The sequence below is a fragment of the Helicobacter sp. 23-1045 genome, from assembly GCF_053654655.1.
Genome location: NZ_JBSIUR010000004.1, coordinates 110230 through 126650, shown reverse-complemented (window position 1 = coordinate 126650; position 16421 = coordinate 110230). Strand labels below are relative to the sequence as shown.

The following is a 16421-nucleotide window of genomic DNA, read 5'->3' as shown; positions in this document are numbered from 1 at the left end:
TTGAATGACGCTATCATAAAAAAGCTCGATTTGTGGGACTTTGTCAAGGATTTTTTGGGATTTTTTGCAAGGAAAAATAATTTAGATTCTGCGCTAAATTCGCAGAATCTACAAAATCTTTCACGCGAATCGCAGAATCTAACGCAGAATCCGCAAGACTTTTCGCACAAATCGCAGAATCCGCAGAATCTAACGCAGTTTTTGCAAATCAAAGGCGACTTAAAAGAAGCAAAATTAAAAATCGATGAATTAAGTAGCATTGTTTTTGCCCCACCACAAAGCGTTGTAGGCGAGATTCGCACATTGGATAACGAACTAGCGATTTTAAAAAAAGGCGCGATTTTAAAGTTAGATTCGCTTTTTGAATTTGCCAAAATTATCAAATATTTTCTCTACCTTAAAAATCTAAATTTAGATTCGCTTACCCAAATCCCGCGAATGCTAGGGCAAATCAATATCCCATTTGATATTTTGCAAATTGTGGATTGCTTTGAAAATGATGGCAATTTGCGAAGTGGAAAATACGAGAAATTTGATTTTATAAATCAAAGCATAAAAAACGCAAACAAAGAGCTAAAAAAACAGCTTGATAGATTGCTTGGTAACGCAAAAATCACGCCTTATTTGGTGGATAAAAGTGTGCATTTTATCGATGGAAGAGAGTGTCTTTTGGTTCGCAGTGGATTTAGCAAAGTAATGCAAGGACGCATAATGCAACGCACACAGGCGGGATTTTTTTACATTTTGCCAAATGCCTTGCAACATATTTATGATAAACTTGACAAACTCCGCAATGAGCGCGAAATCGCCCTTTTTGAGATTGAGCGTGAGATATCTAGCAAAATGCAAGAAAATATATTTTTTTTGAAATTTATAAATGCTGAATTTGATAGATTTGACGCACTTCAAGCGCGGGTATTTTTTGCCAAAACGCGCAATTTTGAGTTTATTTTGCCATCTTTAAATCGCCAAAATTACGGAGGCGCGATTATTTTAAGCGATTTTTGCCACCCAAATATCAAAAATCCAATACCTTGCAATGTGGAGTTTGATAGGCAAATAATGCTTGTAACGGGCGTAAATGCGGGTGGAAAGACAATGCTACTAAAAAGCATTTTAAGCGCGAGTTTGCTCTCAAACTTGCTAATCCCTTTTAAAATAAGTCCGCATAAGTCCAAAATCCCACATTTTACGCGAATCGAAGCGATTTTGAATGACCCGCAGGATAGTAAAAATGACATTTCGACTTTTGCTGGGCGAATGATGGAATTTAGCGCGATTTTAGCACAGATTCGGGCGCAAGGCGCGGATTCAAATATAATGCTTGGCATTGATGAAATCGAGCTAGGCACGGACGCAAATGAAGCAAGTGCGCTTTATTTCGCGCTTTTGGAGCATTTGAGCGACAAAAATATCAAAATAATCATCACTACGCACCACAAAATTTTGGCAAGTAAAATGGCGGATAATCCGCGTGTAGAGCTACTTGCCGCTCTTTATGATGAGGCAAATCGCGCCCCCACTTATACATTTCTAAAAGGGACGATTGGCAAAAGCTATGCGTTTGAGAGTGCGCTAAAATACGGGATTCCGCGCTTTATCATTCAAAAGGCGCAAAAAATATATAATCAAAATTTAGAAAATCTAAACGCGCTTTTGGAGCAAACCAGCGCATTAAAGGCGAATCTAATCACAAAAGAAGCGCAAATGGAGGCAAACCTGCAAAAAATTGAGCGCAAAAAAGATGAGTTGGATTCGCTAATCGAAGCGCAAAATAACGCGCTTGGCGCGAAAAAAGCGGAGTTAGAATCAATCTATAATAAGGCATTAGATGAGTTAAAGGCGGTGCTAAAAAAGCAAGATAGCAAAGAGATTCATCGCTTTTTAAACGCGCAATACAAGGCTTTTGGGGCGATACCAAAAGATTTGCCAAAAAGGCACATTGATTTTAAAATCGGTAATCGCGTAATGCAGGGCAAAAATATCGGCATAATTTTAAGCATAAAGGGCGAAAATGCGCAAATTGAGCTAGAAAACGGCGTTAGAGTTCGCACAAAACTCTCCGCCCTAAAACTAGCCCCGCAAATCCCCCAAAAAGCGCGAAGCGTGAGCGTTAGCAAAGTCGCCAAAAGTTGCCCTGTAAGTATTGATTTACACGGGAAACGCGCCGAAGAGGCACTAGATTTGCTTGAAGCGTATATCTCAGATTGCCTAATGGCTGGATTTAGCGAAGTAATAATCAAACACGGCATCGGCAGTGGCATTTTAAGCGCGGTGGTGCGGGACTTTTTAAGCGCACACCCAAAAGTGCAAAGTTTTGAAGACGCCCCACCGCAAATGGGTGGCTTTGGCGCAAAAATCGTGAGGTTTTAAGAGCTAAATTTACAGGACGCGTGAAATGCAATACACGCCTTACGAAAAAATCCACAGGACTAACAAAGCAATCTAACCATACGAATCTAAAATTGCATTAGATTCGCACTAAATCAACAAACGATTCACGCGAATCTTTTACAAATCAAAAGCTAAAATGTCCCGTTTCATTTAATGGGATTTTTTTATCGCCATTGCTAATGTCGTTACGATAGCTCTCACTTAGATTTTTGCAAAATGCTTCCATTTTGCCCTCACCTGCGATTTTGCTAGGGTTAAAATACATATAGTCATTGTCAATGGTTATCAATGGCGTTTCGCCTTTATTGCAATCTTTGAATGCTATGCCATTTTGCACCACTACCCATTTAGCATTATCAAGTTCTGCCACTTCCATAATCCATTCGCCCCACGATTTGCCATTTGGTGCTGTGGGTTTCTTTGTATCGATATTATCCGCCCAAATTTTTGTCACAATAGTCTTTTGCATTGAAGCTATTTCACTTCTAGTTATCGATATTCGCTTAACAACATTATCGCCACACGCGCTAATTCCAAGTGCTATGAAACCTAGCACAGCTATTTTTACTAACTTTGTCATTGTATTTTCCTTTTTTGATTTAAAATTTTATCTGCCCTTTTTGGGCGAATCTCTAACCGCCAACTCAAAAATCCAAAAGATTGCTTTATCCTAAAAATGAATACGCGAATCTAAAAAGCGCGAAAATATAGATTTATGTAATCATTTGGATTCCTTTGTGAATAAGGTTAGGGGATTTTGTGGATTCTTGGATTGCTTCGATTTTCTAGCGAAAATCTCGCAATGACAGGTTATTTTACGCTGATTCGTCATTGCGAGGGCTTTTGCAAAAAGCCCGAAGCAATCCAAAAATGTTTTGTGTTTTAATGCGTGAGTTTGGAATAAGTGGCGTAAATAATTACTTAAATAAATGGTAAATCCTCCCCCCAAGAGAGTTTAAGCGGATTTATCGATTTAAAGATTTGCAAATTAAGATTTATTTTCAAAACTTCGCCTTTTTTCAAAAAATAGAATTGCGAATTTTAGGTTTTATCAAATTAAAAATTTCTTAAATCTTTGCAAATTTGGATATTTTTTGCATTTTTGGATTGCTTTTGCGCGAAATGATATGAAATTCGCAGAATCTAGCGCGATTTTATTTTAGATTCGCAGAATCTGCCCTGTAAAAAATGCGCATTTTTTAAGGCAAAGTGAAAGTTTTTTGCTATAATTCGCTCGCCCAAGTAAATGCGGGATTCTTTAAATTTTAAGTCTAATGTGAAATATATTTAGATTCGCGTAGTCGTTTGTATGTGTCGGTGTTTCTGCTTGATGGCGCGGTGCGTGCGTAGGATTTGCCGCCTACACAAATGCTTAGAATCTTACTCTTTGTATCCTTTTTGGGGCAAAAAATTCAAAATTTCGCTTTGCTTGGGTAATCCACATTTAAGGGCGTAACATTGAAAATTCTAATAGTAGGTAGCGGTGGGCGCGAGTATAGCATAGCATTGAGCTTGAAAAATGACGTACGCGTGGGACAAATCTACTTTGCAAATGGCAACGGCGCGACAGCAAATTTGGGCGAAAATATCCACGCAAAAGGCAACAAAGAAATCGTTGATTTTTGCGTGAATAAGGGCGTGAATCTTGTGGTGATAGGACCAGAGCAACCTTTGATTGAGGGATTAAGCGATGAATTACGCAAAGCAAAAGTCCGCGTTTTTGCGCCTAGCAAGGCAGCCGCGAGGTTAGAGGGCTCAAAAATCTTTATGAAAAATCTGCTTAAAAAATATCATATCCCCACAGCAAAATTTCTTGCAAGTAGCGATAAGGACGAGCTTTTTGGCTTTATAGATTCTGCGTTTTGTGGCAAAAATCCGCTAGATTCAGCCACGCACTTCACGCCAAAAATCGTAATAAAGGCAGATGGCTTGTGCGCGGGGAAAGGCGTGATTATCACTGATTCAAAGCCCGAAGCAAAGCAGATTGTGGAGTCGATGATAAGCGGAGAGCGATTTGGCGAGGCGGGGAGGCGGATTGTCATCGAAGAATTTTTAGATGGCTTTGAATTAAGCGTGTTTGCGATTTGCGATGGCAAAAATTTCATTCTAATGCCCACAGCGCAAGACCACAAGCGATTATTGGACGATGATTTAGGACCAAATACGGGCGGTATGGGCGCATATAGCCCCACGCCACAATGCGATTTAGTGCTACTAGAAAAAATCAAAGCGCGAATCATTACGCCCACTTTGGAGGCGATGAGGGCGGAGGGCGCGGAGTTTTGCGGGGTGCTATTTTGCGGGATTATGGTAAGTGGCGGCGAGCCTTTTGTGCTGGAATTTAATGTCCGCTTTGGCGACCCTGAATGCGAGGTGATTTTGCCCTTGCTAAAAACGCCGTTGCTTGATATTTTGGAGGCGGCGCTGCATCGCAAACTAGGCGATTTCAAAGTGGAGATTTTGGATAAATCTTGCGTGGGCGTGGTTGTGGCAAGTGAAAACTACCCGTATAGCGCAAGCGTAGCGCAAACTATCACGCTACAAAATGGCACAAATTGCACTTCAAATGCGGACAATCACATTTCATTTGCGGGGGTTAGCGATGAAAATGGTGCATTAAAGGCAAGTGGTGGGCGCGTTTTGGTGTGCGTGGGGATAGGCGATTCGCTAAAAGAGGCGCAAAAAAATGCCTATAATTTGACAAAACAAGTGAATTTCAAAGGCGCAAAAATGCGCAAAGATATTGCAAATAAGGCGATAAAAGCGTAGATTCGGCGGGATTTAAAAATTTTAATTTCAGGTGCGAGATTCGGCGATTTTGCGTGAATCATAACATCTAAAATTACCCACCCCCTAACCCCCTCCGCAAGGGAGGGGGAACAAAAAATAACAATCTCCGCAAGGGGAAAATCTTTGCGCGAATCCTCCGCAAGGGTGGGGAAAATAAAAAAGCTCCTCCCCTTGCGGGAGGGGTTTGGGGTGGGGTATTTATCGCAAGGGTAGGGAAAATCCATTTCGCCATTGCGAGATTCGGCGAAAAATATCCCAAATTGTCATTCTCGCGCGTAGCGAAGAATCTCAAAATCTCAAAAATAATCCGTCATTGCGAGAATTTACGAAGTAAATTCGTGGCAATCTATTTAGATTCTGCGATTTACTCAAAAATCGCCCCAAAATCGCAGAATCTGCCGTAGAATCTACGAAAATCGCAGAATCTACCCATTTTTCGCAGAATCTCACAGAAAATTTCGCAGAATCTAATTTTTTTCTGTCACAACGCCTATTTTCGCCAAAAAATATACTTCAAAATCACCCACGCGATGGCGACATTTATGAGCGAATCAGCTAGGTTGAAAACCGCAAAGTTGAATTTGTAATGCCAAAAAATATAATCCACCACGCCCTCGCGTGTGAATCTATCCACCAAATTGCTAAATCCCGCACCGATGATTAGCCCAAATGCTACGAAGTTTTGGGCGAATAATTCATCGCTTTTTAGCACCAAAATCAGCATAAAAAGTAGCATTGCTAGGATTATCCATTTGAGATTCGCGCCCACTGCGCTTAAAAATGAGAATGCCACGCCTTTGTTGAAAACTAAGATTATGTCGATAAATTCGCTTTCAAAGACTTTGGCGTGGGGGCTTGGCGCGTTTGCATAAAAATCCAAAATCAAAAATTTGATTGCTTGGTCAAGTGCGATTGCCAAAACCATCATCGCAAAAAATGCAAAGTGTTTTTTGGTGAATCTGCGCAAGATTCGTGCTTTTAGATTCGTCCCCCCCAAATTGCGCTCCATTTTTACCTAAATTTAGATTCGCGTTATCCGCAAGAAATCTCTTTTTTAAAAAACGCTTCTAACTCGCACATCGTGGCTTCAAGCAACTTTTTGTCCTTGCCTTCTAGCAAGATTCGCAATTTATTCTCCGTGCCAGAGTAGCGGATAATGTGGCGAATCTCACCAGAAATCAGCTTTTTATAGCGCGATTCAAGCAAATCTAGTGGCGTTTTTTTGTGTGAAATATCGATATTTTTTAGCACCTGCGGATAAAGGCTAAAAGGATTTAGCACCTCGTTACTTGTGCGATTCGCCTTTAACATAAGGGCTAGGACTTGCAACGCGCTCAAAATCCCATCGCCCGTTTTGGCATAATCGCTAAAAATAATATGCCCACTTTGCTCCCCGCCAAAGCTGTAACCCTGCGCTATCATCGCTTCTAGCACGAATTTATCGCCGACATTTGCGCGAATCATATCGATATTGTGCTTGGCGCAAAACCGCTCCAGCGCGACATTGCTCATTATTGTAGTTACGATTCCATTGTTGCGTAGGCACTTTTGGCGTTTGAGATATAGCGATAACGCGCCTAGCACTTTGTCTCCACTGACAATCTGCCCTTTATTATCCACGACTATGAGCCTATCAGCATCTCCATCAAGGGCGAATCCCACATCTGCGCCCACTTCTACAACCTTTTGCGCCAAAATTTCAGGGTGCATTGCGCCACAAGATTCGTTGATATTGTAGCCGTTTGGGGCGTTGTTTATGGCAATCACCTCCGCGCCCAATTCGCTAAAAATAATGGGTGCGACTTTGTAACCTGCGCCATTTGCGCAATCCACGACAATTTTCACGCCATTTAGGTTGAGATTTTTGGGGAAGCTATTTTTGATATGCACGATATATCGCCCGATGACATCATCGATTCGCTTTGATGCGCCGATATTTGCGCGGGTTTCGAAGTGCGAAGTGAGCGTCTTTTCATCATTGTAAATGCGCTCGATTTGCTCTTCTTTGCGCTCATCTAGCTTGTATCCGCGCAAATCAAAGAACTTTATGCCGTTGTCATAGTAGGGATTGTGGGACGCGCTTATCATTATCCCCGCATCACAGCGCATATCCTCCGTGAGAAAGGCAATCGCAGGGGTTGGCATCGGTCCTACTTGAATGACATTAAACCCAAGCGCGGTAAATGCGCTAACCAAGCCATTTTCAATCATATAGCCACTGCGGCGCGTGTCCTTGCCTATTAAAATCGTATTTGTGTTTTTTGGCAAGTCATTTTGGGGGCAATTTTTAAAATAAATCCCCGCAGCAAGCCCCGCTTTTAGCGCGGTGAATGGCGTAATGTCGCTCCCAGCCTCCCCGCGAATCCCATCAGTCCCAAAGATTTTCAAAATATGTCCTTTTTTTGTGAGAGATAAAAACGCGAATTTTAGCAGAAAATTTATAAATTCGCAGAATCTCTGCAAATCACAGCAAATCACATAAAATTCGCAGAATCTGTGCTAACTTGTCATTCTGAGATTGCAAAGCAATCGAAGAATCTCTGTTTTGATTGTTTTTTTTTTTTTTTTTTTGAGATTCTTCGCTTCGCTCAGAATGACAAAAATTTTAGATTGCCACGAAGTCGCCCCAAAAGTGCAACTTCTCGCAATGACGGAATTATTTTTTTTGGATGGTTGCTTCGCTTCGCTCACTCGCAATGACAAATTTAGGCGAGATTCTGCGAATTTGGCGCAGAATCTACGATTTTGCGTGAATTAGCTTTATGTAAATTATTTAAACCCGCCAATAATCATCAATAATCCAAGCACATACAGCAATATAATAGTTAGCAAGATTTTAACGACAATTTTAATTGCTTTATTTGTCATTTTTATCCTTTTTCTTGTCAAATACGCCCCATATAACTCCCCATATTAAGTAGCTTATGCCCACAATAACAGCCATATAAAAAACGCCATTTACCACATCTGATGCCGTAGCATTTTGAAGTCCTGTATCGCCAAAACTTATACTTACAAACAAGCATAATGCCAAAACCAATTTTTCCATTTTTTACCTCAATATTCACAATATTTTGAGCCAAAAAAGATTTTGTATAAATTATCACTGCTGTCTTTATAGATTCCTACATAGCCGTAGTCATAGCCAAATCTACCATAAGAGCAATCAATTAGCCTTAAATGTTTATTGTTGAAAAAATACGCATTTGCACTGCAAATATACAATGAAGCAATAGCAATAATTGCAAAAAGTTTTCTTTTCATTTTCTACCTCCCTGATGTGATTCTTGCAAAAGTGATAATCAAAAGAATGCCTACAAAAATTATCACGGCAAAACCCATATTTGTGCCCGTCTTTAACGCTTCGTCATTATCCAAATCTAACTTTTTTTCAAAATCCTTGATGATGAAATATTTCACAGATAGCGCGATGATAGCATTGCCAAGAAATGGGATAAAAAGCAAAAAAAGACCAGCGATAAGCATAATCACCGCCATCGCATATTGCTTCCTATACATACAAAAGAAAATATGCAAGAAAAATCCCCACCAGCTCCAAGTAGCAACAAACGCCAATCCACTTCTACCGCCTTTTTCAAACATCGCTTCGGCACTTTGCGCATAAATCTCTACTTTTTGGGGCGTTTGCAGGTAAATGCCTAACTTTTCTCGCAATCTTTTGCTATCTGCAAAGATTTCCCTTGATTTTTGTGTCATTTTTTTAACTCCCTATTTTTAAAAATTTCCGCGAATAACACAAAAAAAACGCAAGTCAATAAAAAAGTGATTTATTTTTTGATATTTTTGTAAGTGCTTTGTAAGTGCTTTGGTGGTGCTTTGGCGCAAAGTCAAATGATAAATTCGCAGAATCTCGCATAAACTCGCACGAAATTTCGCAGAATCTAGCGTGTGGATTCTGCGAAAGGCAACAAATTCGCAGAATCTGCCCTTAAAGCAATCTTTTCTGCTATAATTTCGCATTTTTTAATATCACAGGCAAAAGGTAAAATTTTGGACTACACGCTTGATTTGGGGTTTTTTGGCTCATATATTTTTGATTTGTCCTTACTTGGGGTGCTGTGGATTTTTGGCATAAGCGTAGAGGCGGTTACAGGCGCGCTTGCGGCGGGACGGCATAAAATGGATTTGTTTGGCGTGTGCGTGGTGGCACTTGTCACGGCAATCGGTGGCGGGACGATTCGCGATATTATGCTAAATAATTATCCGCTCTCGTGGGTAAAAGGACCGCAATACATCGTGCTTTTGTGTGCTATCGCCATCATCACCACTCGCATAAAGCGCAAGGCGGCGACTTTGGAGAGAGTATTTTTGGCGTTAGATGCCGTAGGGCTAGTCGTTTATAGTATCATCGGGGCGAAAATCGCCCTAAATATGGGACACGGACTAATCATCGCAATCGTTGCGGGCTGCACTACGGGCATTTTTGGCGGGATTTTGCGTGATATTTTTTGCAATCAAATCCCGCTTGTGTTTCAAAAAGAGATTTACGCGAGTGTCGCAATCATCTCTGTTTTGCTATTTTATGCGCTCATAATTTGCGGTGTGGGCGAGCTTATCGCTACGCTAATCACGCTAATTTTTGGGACGGCGATGCGATTATATGCGATTAGACGCAAGATGGATTTGCCGATATTTGAGTATGATACCGATGAAAGGGAGTGCAAATGAAATCAGTGCTAATCTTAATGGCGTTTTTATACGCGCTACACGCAGAATCTAGCGATATTTCGCAAAACATATTCATTTTAGAGCCACTCAATCAAAGTGCCGAGCAACGCGCACTAGGGGCGCACTATACGAATGAAGGCTACCGCGCGGCGAGTTTTGGAGCGCAAAAAATCGCGCGGGATTTGTTTTACAAAGCGTGCTCTTTGGGCGATAACTTGGGGTGCTTGTCGCTAAATAAGCTAAATGCACCGCTTGGCGTGGATAATTTAGTGCTAAAAAAGCAAGAATGCGCCTACGGCGTGGGTGAATCGTGCTTTTGGCTATTTCGCCACTATGCAGGCGAATCTACGCTAGATAGTTTTAAGACGGATTGGTATTTAAATAAGGCGTGCAAACTTGGCAAAATGCAGGCGTGCGCGCTAAAATCCGAGCGATTCAAACCATATATTTTGGATAATTATCAGCTTTTGGGCAATAGGTGCTTTAAAAACGATGCACAAAGCTGCTATGTGCTTGGCGTGGCGCACTTTTTAGGGCGACTAGATGGCAAAAAAGTAGCTCAAAATCGCACCTATGCTTTGGAGCTGCTACAAAAATCCTGCGTTCTTGGGGCAAAAATGGGCTGTGTAGAATATCACAAATTGCGAGGATGGAGGTAGGTTTGGGAGTGGATTTGTGGGTAGATTCTGCGATTTTCGCGTGAAATTTTGTATGTTGCAGAATCTAATGAAATTCGCAGAATCTGCGTTGTTTTTCGTGCTAGATTCTGCGATTTATAAATTTTCATTTCCCCAAATAAACCTGTCTTGGGCGGGTGATTCGCGCCCCTGATTTGATATGCTCGATGACTTGCGCACACCAGCCCGGCATTCGCCCGATGACAAAAATGGGCGTAAATAAGCTCACAGGGATTTTTAGCGCGGTTAAAATAATGCCACTATAAAAATCCACATTTGGGTAAAGTTTGCGCTCGATGAAGTATTCATCTTTCAGCGCGACTTCTTCTAGCTTTTCGGCGATTTCGCTAAATTGCGCATTCATTTTTATGCCCTTTTTGTTTAGCTCATCTTTTAGCCCCTTAATCGCCTTTGCGCGCGGGTCGTAGCTCTTATAGACGCGATGTCCAAAGCCCATTAGCCTAAAAGGGTCATTTTTATCTTTCACGCGCTCGATGAATTTTGGGACATTTTTCACATCGCCAATTTCAGCGAGTTGCCCCAAAACCTTTTCATTTGCCCCGCCGTGCGATGGTCCCCAAAGCGCATTTATACCAGCACTTATCGCCGCGTAAGGATGCACCCCTGTGGAGGCGACATTACGCACGGTTGTGGTGGAGGCATTTTGCCCGTGGTCGGCGTGGAGACTAAAAATCTTATCTAACGCCTCCACTTCTAGCGCATCAATTTGCACTTCGCCATCGATATTTACGCCGATTTTGCCACAGGGGAAGGCGCGAAGCATATACAAAAAGTTCTCAACATAAGAGCGCGAAACATCGGGGTAGATATACGGATAGCCGATTGCGTGGCGGTATGAGAAGGCGACTAGCGTGGTGATTTTGGCAATCATTCGCTTTGCCATCATCGCATATCCTTCATCATCGCTAATCTCCATATAGTCCTTGTAAAATGTCGATAGCGCGCCCACAGCGGAGCTTAGATTCGCCATAGGGTGAGCAGAATCTGGGAATGATTTAAAAATATCGCTTAGCCCTTCGTGCAAATATCGCAAGGGGCGCAGTTCTAAATCCATCTCATTTGATTCACGCTCATTTTGCGGGAGTTTGTCGCTTATCAAAAGATTGCAAATATCCACAAATTTATATTTATCCACCAAATCTTGGATAGGTATCCCGCGATAGAGCAATACGCCATTTGCGCCATCGATGTAGCTTATCGTGCTTTTGCACCCCGCAGTTGAAGCATAGCCGGGGTCATAAGAAAATATGCCCGTGCGCTCAAAGAGCTTCGCAAAGTCAATCGCCTTTGGTCCGCGCGAACATTCGATTAAATCAAACTCAAACTCCTTGCCTGTGGAATTATCAATTAGCGTTACTGAATTTTTCATAGTTTCTCCTTGTAATTTGAAATGTGAATCATAATAATAAAAAACGCGCGATTTTAAAAGTTTTTTGCAAAAAAGTGCGATAAAAAAATGTCCCTTTGGGTAGAATCTGCACTTTTAATTTAATGCGATGGAGGCAAAAATGGCAAAAATTTGCGTGATAATGACTTCGTGCGGGGATGAGAAAAGTGCTGATTTGTTAAGCGAAATGCTAGTGCGCGAAAAGCTCGCGGCGTGCGTGCAAATACAGCGCATAAAAAGTCGCTATTTGTGGCAAGGTGAGTTGAGATTCGAGCGTGAATTTTTGCTAATCATAAAAACGCTTCGCAAAAATCGCAAAAAAATTAAGCGCGTTTTTAAAGCGCACCACCCTTATGAATTGCCCGAATTTGTGTGCTTTGACGCAGATTCAAGCAAAGAATACAGCGCGTGGATTGAAAAATGCTGTTAGGTTTTGTGCTAGATTCTGTTATGTTGCATTCGATTCGCATAAATCTACAAGATACTTATTTATTGATTGGCTATTCCCATCTAATTTATCGGTATCCAGCAAGGCAGTTTTACAAGTTTCATATACCGCATTCACATCTGCGCCATTTTCTACTAAAAATTTTACCATATCTAGTTTTTGTCCCTCGTTTACAGCATAATACAAAGCCGTTTTGCCATTATTGTCTTTAATATTTACATCTGCACCTTTAGAAATAAGATATTTTACAATCTCAAAATATATTGTCTCTGATGTCTGGCTATAATAACAAACAGTTCGTATTAAAGCTGTTTGACCATTATTCTCTTTAGCATTTACATCTGCACCGGCTTCAACTAAAAGCATTACACTGCCTAGCAATCCATAGCGCCTCAACCACGCAATAGATGCACCTAGAAATCCCGCAGACGAGGCTCTTATTAAGGCGGTGTTACCAAAATTATCTTTAGCCTCCATATCTGCACCACGCTCTATTAAATATTCTGCTACTTCTAATCTGAAATCATCGCAACGCATTAAAGCTGTATTCCCATCTCTATCCCTAGCATTTATATCCGCGCCATCTGCCAAACAACGCTGTATTGTCTGCAAATCTTTGGCATCCAACAACTCTATATCACTATCACACGTGGATACTTTGTAATTATCAAATGTTTTGCTTGTAGTCGAAGTCTTATTGCCTTGTGTGGCTTTGCTGTTTTGCTGTGTAGGTGTTTTATGTGTTGCTTTGTTATTGACTTGCAACCATTCACCTATAAATCCAACTAAAAACATAAATACAAAAAATATGCCAAATCCTACTATTATTTCTCCCATTTCACACTCCCTTTCATTTAATACATTTCATCTAGATTTGCGAGTTCTTTTCTTATCAAAACCCCACTATTTTCATCAATCTTTACTTTGTAAAACTTAACTTTATGATTATATTGTTGGCATTTTTGTTTGATATTGTTTATGATTTTCCGTTGTTCTTTTAATGGTATCCTTGTGCCAAAAGTGATGGATTTTAGACATTTAAAATCATAATATAACCTTTGCTCTGGCAAATATTTTTTAAGGATTGAATATCTATGCTCTTTTTCGTATTTCCAAGCTTTTAATTTTGTATTGTAGATAGTTTCGTATTTATCGTTATATTTAAGTTGCAGTTGTTTTGGTGGTGTATTATTTATATCAAGTTTGTTCGCATTACCAGCTACACATAAGCCGACAGAGAATTGCAGATTTTTAATATCATTATTTCGGTAATCTATATCTTTGTGTGTAAGTTTATTTTGCAAACTACCATCCTGTACCTTAATCTCGCTAAATTCCAAGCAGAATCCCTTAAATCCATCAGCATAATGCGCCCACATAAGAATCTCGCCACATTTTAAAATAACAGAGCCACCAAGCCTACTAAAAGCGCAAATTAACTTTTCATTGATAACGCGACCCTTAAGTTCTTTGATATATTTGTTGATTTTATGATAAATATATCTTTGTTTGCCATAATATTTATTGTAAATATCTGTCAAAGTGGGTTTTAAATCTTCTGCCCACAGCACATTATTTGCTAATCGCTTTATAACTTCTTGTAAGTAATCATTGAAATGTGCGTTATTGTTATGCGTGTGTTGTTTGGCTATACCGCTGTGTTGACACATATTTTCTAAAAAGTGTTTAAAGAAATTTTCATATAATTCCTTATTTTCTTTAAAAAATAGTCTATAAAAACACTCCATAGGGTCGTTTAATTCATCAAATGTTGAAAAATATAAGTAAGAATCTCTCAACTCACCAATCCCATATTTTAAACTACGAAAACGATACAATGGAGCTAAATCTTGCATTTTACCCTTTCACTCTAAATTCATAAAAAACATATTCTAGCCCCCCCCCCGCTTAAAATTTACTTAAAAATATGAAATTTTAAATAGATTTTGCGATTCACGCCAAAAGCGCAGAATCTAATATAATTTTTAGTGCGAAAATTTCTTGTAAAAATTTAAAAATTTTGCAATAATTCGCACTTTTAATTTTTCAAAATAAAGGACAGAAAATGCAAATTTCAAAAATTCTAAAATCCCCCCCCCCTATCGCCCCTAAATAAACTCAAACTCGCAATTCTTACCATATTTTGCCTTGCAAGTTTCGCACACGCAGAATCTAACGCATTTTTCATCGGCGGAGGTGTCGGTGGCGGTGGCATAAAAAATAGCGTAAATATTGAAAGAAGCAATACGCCAAATGTTGAGCCAGACACGCCAAATGTTGATATGTCCTATATGCAGCACACCTTTGATTGGAGCATAATAGCTGGATACAAGCACTTTTTTGGCAAGAGTTTTGGCGCACGGGGTTATGGCAGTATTGATTTTAGTCATATTGGCAATATTAACATCGGTGGCGATTTTATCGGTGGTGCTTCTATGGAAGTCACTTTTACGCTAATGGGTATCAGGGCAAATGCGGACTTGCTATGGAACTTTTATAAAGGCAGTAGCGTTGAAGTGGGCGCATTTGTAGGACTTGGCGCGGGAATGAAAAGTATGATTGTGGCAAGCAAATTGGGTGGCGGACTTGCAGGCACATTGTTTGATATCGGTGCGAATTTCGGTCTGCGTGGGAATTTTAGTCATAATCACGGCGTAGAGCTTGGTGTGTATGTCCCATTTTTGCCCATAATGAGCGCAGGTGTTAGTGGCGCAAAAATGGAGATGCGCCAAGCATTTAGTATGCAAATGCGCTATATTTACACATTTGGCGATACACCAAAGGCAAAAAAGGATAATAAAACGAAAGGTTGTAAAGAAAAACGCGCAAAATGATTATGAGTGAATTTGTGGTAGATTTGGCGAATCTGTTACCGAGATTTTATAAATCGCAAATCTCTCGCACGGCAAAGCAAAATCGCCCTTGTATTTGGCAAGTCTCCGCTGTAAATCTCGCGCAAAAGTTGCGATTTTACCGCGCCGATTTGCATTTGCGTAAATCCCAAATTTTGCAAATCAAATCCGTTAATTTTTGGACTTTGTCGCAATATTTTTAGGCGAAATGCCTTTTTGAATCGCCCATTTTGGGGCAATAGCGAAAGTGCGATTTGCAAATCGCTCACTTCAAATCGCATTCGCAACTCCGCCAAAAATCGCCTTAAATCGCGGACTTTGCGAAACCTTTGCGCCGAATCTAGCGCGATGAAAATCTCTTTTATGGTTTTTTGCCTTTTTGTGATTTGCATTTCATCAAAAATCTCATCAAAGATTAAAAAAATGGCGTAGATTCTGCGGTTTGCCGGGATTTTATGAAAATTTTTAGGGATTTTTAGCGGTAAAATTTCTTGCATTTTTTGAAGTGCTTTTAGCGCGAATCTGCCTTTTAAAATTTTGCTAATTTCTGCGCTTATTCGCTCTTTTGAGATATTTTTTAATAGTGATTTTTGCGCTATAATCGCGCCCATCGTAGCACTATCAATCTCAAATCCAAACTTCGCCACAAAGCTAAATGCACGCAAAATTCGCAAGGCATCTTCGCTAAATCGCTTATTTGCATTGCCCACCGCACAAATCTTTTGCGCCCTTAAATCCGCCACTCCGCCAAAAATATCAGTTATTTTACCGCTTAAAATCTCAAATGCCATCGCATTTATGGTAAAATCCCGCCTTTTTAAATCCGCAAAAATCTCACTCTCAAAGCGCACAAATTTCGGGTGGCGATTGTCCGCATAGTCGCGCTCACTGCGAAAAGTCGTAATTTCGATTTTTGTGCCACAAATCATCGCGCCAATCGTGCCAAACTTCTCGCCCACGCTAAAAATCGCGCGTGTTTTGCCAAAATCTTGCAAAATCGCCCTTGTCTCGTGCGGGAGCGCGTCCGTGCAAAAGTCAAAGTCGCTTGGCATTTGCCCTAGCATAAAGTCTCGCACACTCCCGCCCACAAGGTAGAGTTTGAAATGTTGCGCGTTAAAATGATGTGCCAAAGCTATAATCTGTGGCGGGATAGAAAATTTCAT

At 40.4% G+C, this 16421-nt stretch carries 22 protein-coding genes; 7 read left to right on the top strand and 15 right to left on the bottom strand.

Features of this window, described 5'->3' with window-relative positions; genetic code table 11:
• Positions 1–2373 (top strand): endonuclease MutS2, encoded by a 2373-nt coding sequence (locus ACWIUE_RS05675; protein WP_454135647.1) that lies wholly within the window; start codon positions 1–3, stop codon positions 2371–2373.
• A gap of 145 nt (positions 2374–2518) precedes the next feature.
• Here the strand turns inward: ACWIUE_RS05675 and ACWIUE_RS05670 are convergent, their stop codons facing one another.
• Positions 2519–2974: a hypothetical protein gene (locus ACWIUE_RS05670; protein ID WP_454135646.1), complete on the bottom strand. Its 456-nt coding sequence runs from the start codon at positions 2972–2974 to the stop codon at positions 2519–2521.
• An 878-nt stretch (positions 2975–3852) separates the two neighbouring features.
• On the opposite strand from ACWIUE_RS05670, the gene purD reads away from it, so the two are divergent.
• Positions 3853–5163: a phosphoribosylamine--glycine ligase gene (gene purD / locus ACWIUE_RS05665; RefSeq protein WP_454135644.1), complete on the top strand. Its 1311-nt coding sequence runs from the start codon at positions 3853–3855 to the stop codon at positions 5161–5163.
• Here the strand turns inward: purD and ACWIUE_RS05660 are convergent.
• The 4 genes from ACWIUE_RS05660 to glmM all read right to left on the bottom strand — a co-directional run bounded on the left by ACWIUE_RS05660 (position 5085) and on the right by glmM (position 7572).
• Entirely contained in the window at positions 5085–5408 is a 324-nt protein-coding gene (locus ACWIUE_RS05660) for a hypothetical protein (protein ID WP_454135643.1), read from the bottom strand. The genes purD and ACWIUE_RS05660 overlap by 79 nt on opposite strands.
• Before the next feature lie 64 nt (positions 5409–5472).
• Positions 5473–5634: a hypothetical protein gene (locus ACWIUE_RS05655; RefSeq protein WP_454135642.1), complete on the bottom strand. Its 162-nt coding sequence runs from the start codon at positions 5632–5634 to the stop codon at positions 5473–5475.
• A 40-nt stretch (positions 5635–5674) separates the two neighbouring features.
• Complete coding sequence (gene lspA, locus ACWIUE_RS05650) at positions 5675–6193, bottom strand: signal peptidase II (protein ID WP_454135640.1); 519 nt, start codon at positions 6191–6193, stop codon at positions 5675–5677.
• Between the two features lie 23 nt (positions 6194–6216).
• Positions 6217–7572 carry a phosphoglucosamine mutase gene (gene glmM / locus ACWIUE_RS05645; protein ID WP_454135638.1) on the bottom strand — a complete coding sequence of 452 codons (1356 nt, stop codon included), beginning with the start codon at positions 7570–7572 and terminating at the stop codon, positions 6217–6219.
• Between the two features lie 205 nt (positions 7573–7777).
• Here glmM and ACWIUE_RS05640 point away from each other — a divergent pair, with 205 nt between their 5' ends.
• Positions 7778–7942 (top strand): hypothetical protein, encoded by a 165-nt coding sequence (locus tag ACWIUE_RS05640; RefSeq protein WP_454135636.1) that lies wholly within the window; start codon positions 7778–7780, stop codon positions 7940–7942.
• Positions 7943–8041: 99 nt separating this feature from the next.
• Here ACWIUE_RS05640 and ACWIUE_RS05635 read toward each other — a convergent pair whose 3' ends face one another.
• From ACWIUE_RS05635 to ACWIUE_RS05620, 4 genes are read right to left on the bottom strand one after another with little or no spacing between them, the layout of a single operon-like run.
• On the bottom strand, positions 8042–8233 hold the full coding sequence (locus ACWIUE_RS05635) for a hypothetical protein (RefSeq protein ID WP_454135634.1): 192 nt from the start codon (positions 8231–8233) through the stop codon (positions 8042–8044).
• Positions 8234–8241: 8 nt separating this feature from the next.
• Positions 8242–8448 carry a hypothetical protein gene (locus ACWIUE_RS05630; RefSeq protein WP_454135633.1) on the bottom strand — a complete coding sequence of 69 codons (207 nt, stop codon included), beginning with the start codon at positions 8446–8448 and terminating at the stop codon, positions 8242–8244.
• Between the two features lie 3 nt (positions 8449–8451).
• A complete protein-coding gene (locus ACWIUE_RS05625; protein WP_454135631.1) occupies positions 8452–8901 on the bottom strand; it encodes a hypothetical protein in 450 nt (149 codons plus the stop codon).
• 18 nt (positions 8902–8919) lie between these two features.
• Complete coding sequence (locus tag ACWIUE_RS05620) at positions 8920–9165, bottom strand: hypothetical protein (RefSeq protein WP_454135630.1); 246 nt, start codon at positions 9163–9165, stop codon at positions 8920–8922.
• A 69-nt stretch (positions 9166–9234) separates the two neighbouring features.
• On the opposite strand from ACWIUE_RS05620, the gene ACWIUE_RS05615 reads away from it, so the two are divergent.
• Together ACWIUE_RS05615 and ACWIUE_RS05610 are read left to right on the top strand one after the other, a co-directional pair.
• On the top strand, positions 9235–9873 hold the full coding sequence (locus ACWIUE_RS05615; RefSeq protein ID WP_454135767.1) for a trimeric intracellular cation channel family protein: 639 nt from the start codon (positions 9235–9237) through the stop codon (positions 9871–9873).
• On the top strand, positions 9870–10532 hold the full coding sequence (locus ACWIUE_RS05610; RefSeq protein ID WP_454135629.1) for a hypothetical protein: 663 nt from the start codon (positions 9870–9872) through the stop codon (positions 10530–10532). Before ACWIUE_RS05615 ends, ACWIUE_RS05610 begins: the two co-directional genes overlap by 4 nt.
• On the opposite strand, the gene ACWIUE_RS05605 is transcribed toward ACWIUE_RS05610, so the two are convergent.
• Positions 10508–10660, bottom strand: a complete 153-nt coding sequence (locus ACWIUE_RS05605) for a hypothetical protein (RefSeq protein ID WP_454135627.1) — start codon at positions 10658–10660, stop codon at positions 10508–10510. The genes ACWIUE_RS05610 and ACWIUE_RS05605 overlap by 25 nt on opposite strands.
• On the bottom strand, positions 10657–11940 hold the full coding sequence (locus tag ACWIUE_RS05600) for a citrate synthase (protein ID WP_454135625.1): 1284 nt from the start codon (positions 11938–11940) through the stop codon (positions 10657–10659). Before ACWIUE_RS05600 ends, ACWIUE_RS05605 begins: the two co-directional genes overlap by 4 nt.
• Before the next feature lie 139 nt (positions 11941–12079).
• Here ACWIUE_RS05600 and cutA point away from each other — a divergent pair, with 139 nt between their 5' ends.
• Complete coding sequence (cutA, locus tag ACWIUE_RS05595; RefSeq protein WP_454135623.1) at positions 12080–12388, top strand: divalent-cation tolerance protein CutA; 309 nt, start codon at positions 12080–12082, stop codon at positions 12386–12388.
• A gap of 18 nt (positions 12389–12406) precedes the next feature.
• On the opposite strand, the gene ACWIUE_RS05590 is transcribed toward cutA, so the two are convergent.
• The 3 genes from ACWIUE_RS05590 to ACWIUE_RS05580 all read right to left on the bottom strand — a co-directional run bounded on the left by ACWIUE_RS05590 (position 12407) and on the right by ACWIUE_RS05580 (position 14651).
• Positions 12407–13243 (bottom strand): ankyrin repeat domain-containing protein, encoded by an 837-nt coding sequence (locus tag ACWIUE_RS05590; protein WP_454135621.1) that lies wholly within the window; start codon positions 13241–13243, stop codon positions 12407–12409.
• A 17-nt stretch (positions 13244–13260) separates the two neighbouring features.
• A complete protein-coding gene (locus ACWIUE_RS05585) occupies positions 13261–14262 on the bottom strand; it encodes a DUF2971 domain-containing protein (protein WP_454135619.1) in 1002 nt (333 codons plus the stop codon).
• A 227-nt stretch (positions 14263–14489) separates the two neighbouring features.
• A complete protein-coding gene (locus tag ACWIUE_RS05580) occupies positions 14490–14651 on the bottom strand; it encodes a hypothetical protein (protein WP_454135618.1) in 162 nt (53 codons plus the stop codon).
• Between the two features lie 37 nt (positions 14652–14688).
• Between ACWIUE_RS05580 and ACWIUE_RS05575 the strand changes: the two genes are divergently transcribed.
• Entirely contained in the window at positions 14689–15240 is a 552-nt protein-coding gene (locus tag ACWIUE_RS05575) for an outer membrane beta-barrel protein (RefSeq protein WP_454135616.1), read from the top strand.
• Positions 15241–15275: 35 nt separating this feature from the next.
• On the opposite strand, the gene ACWIUE_RS05570 is transcribed toward ACWIUE_RS05575, so the two are convergent.
• The gene (locus ACWIUE_RS05570) at positions 15276–16421 is read right to left on the bottom strand and encodes a CCA tRNA nucleotidyltransferase (RefSeq protein ID WP_454135614.1); all 1146 of its coding nucleotides are present in this window, start codon (positions 16419–16421) and stop codon (positions 15276–15278) included.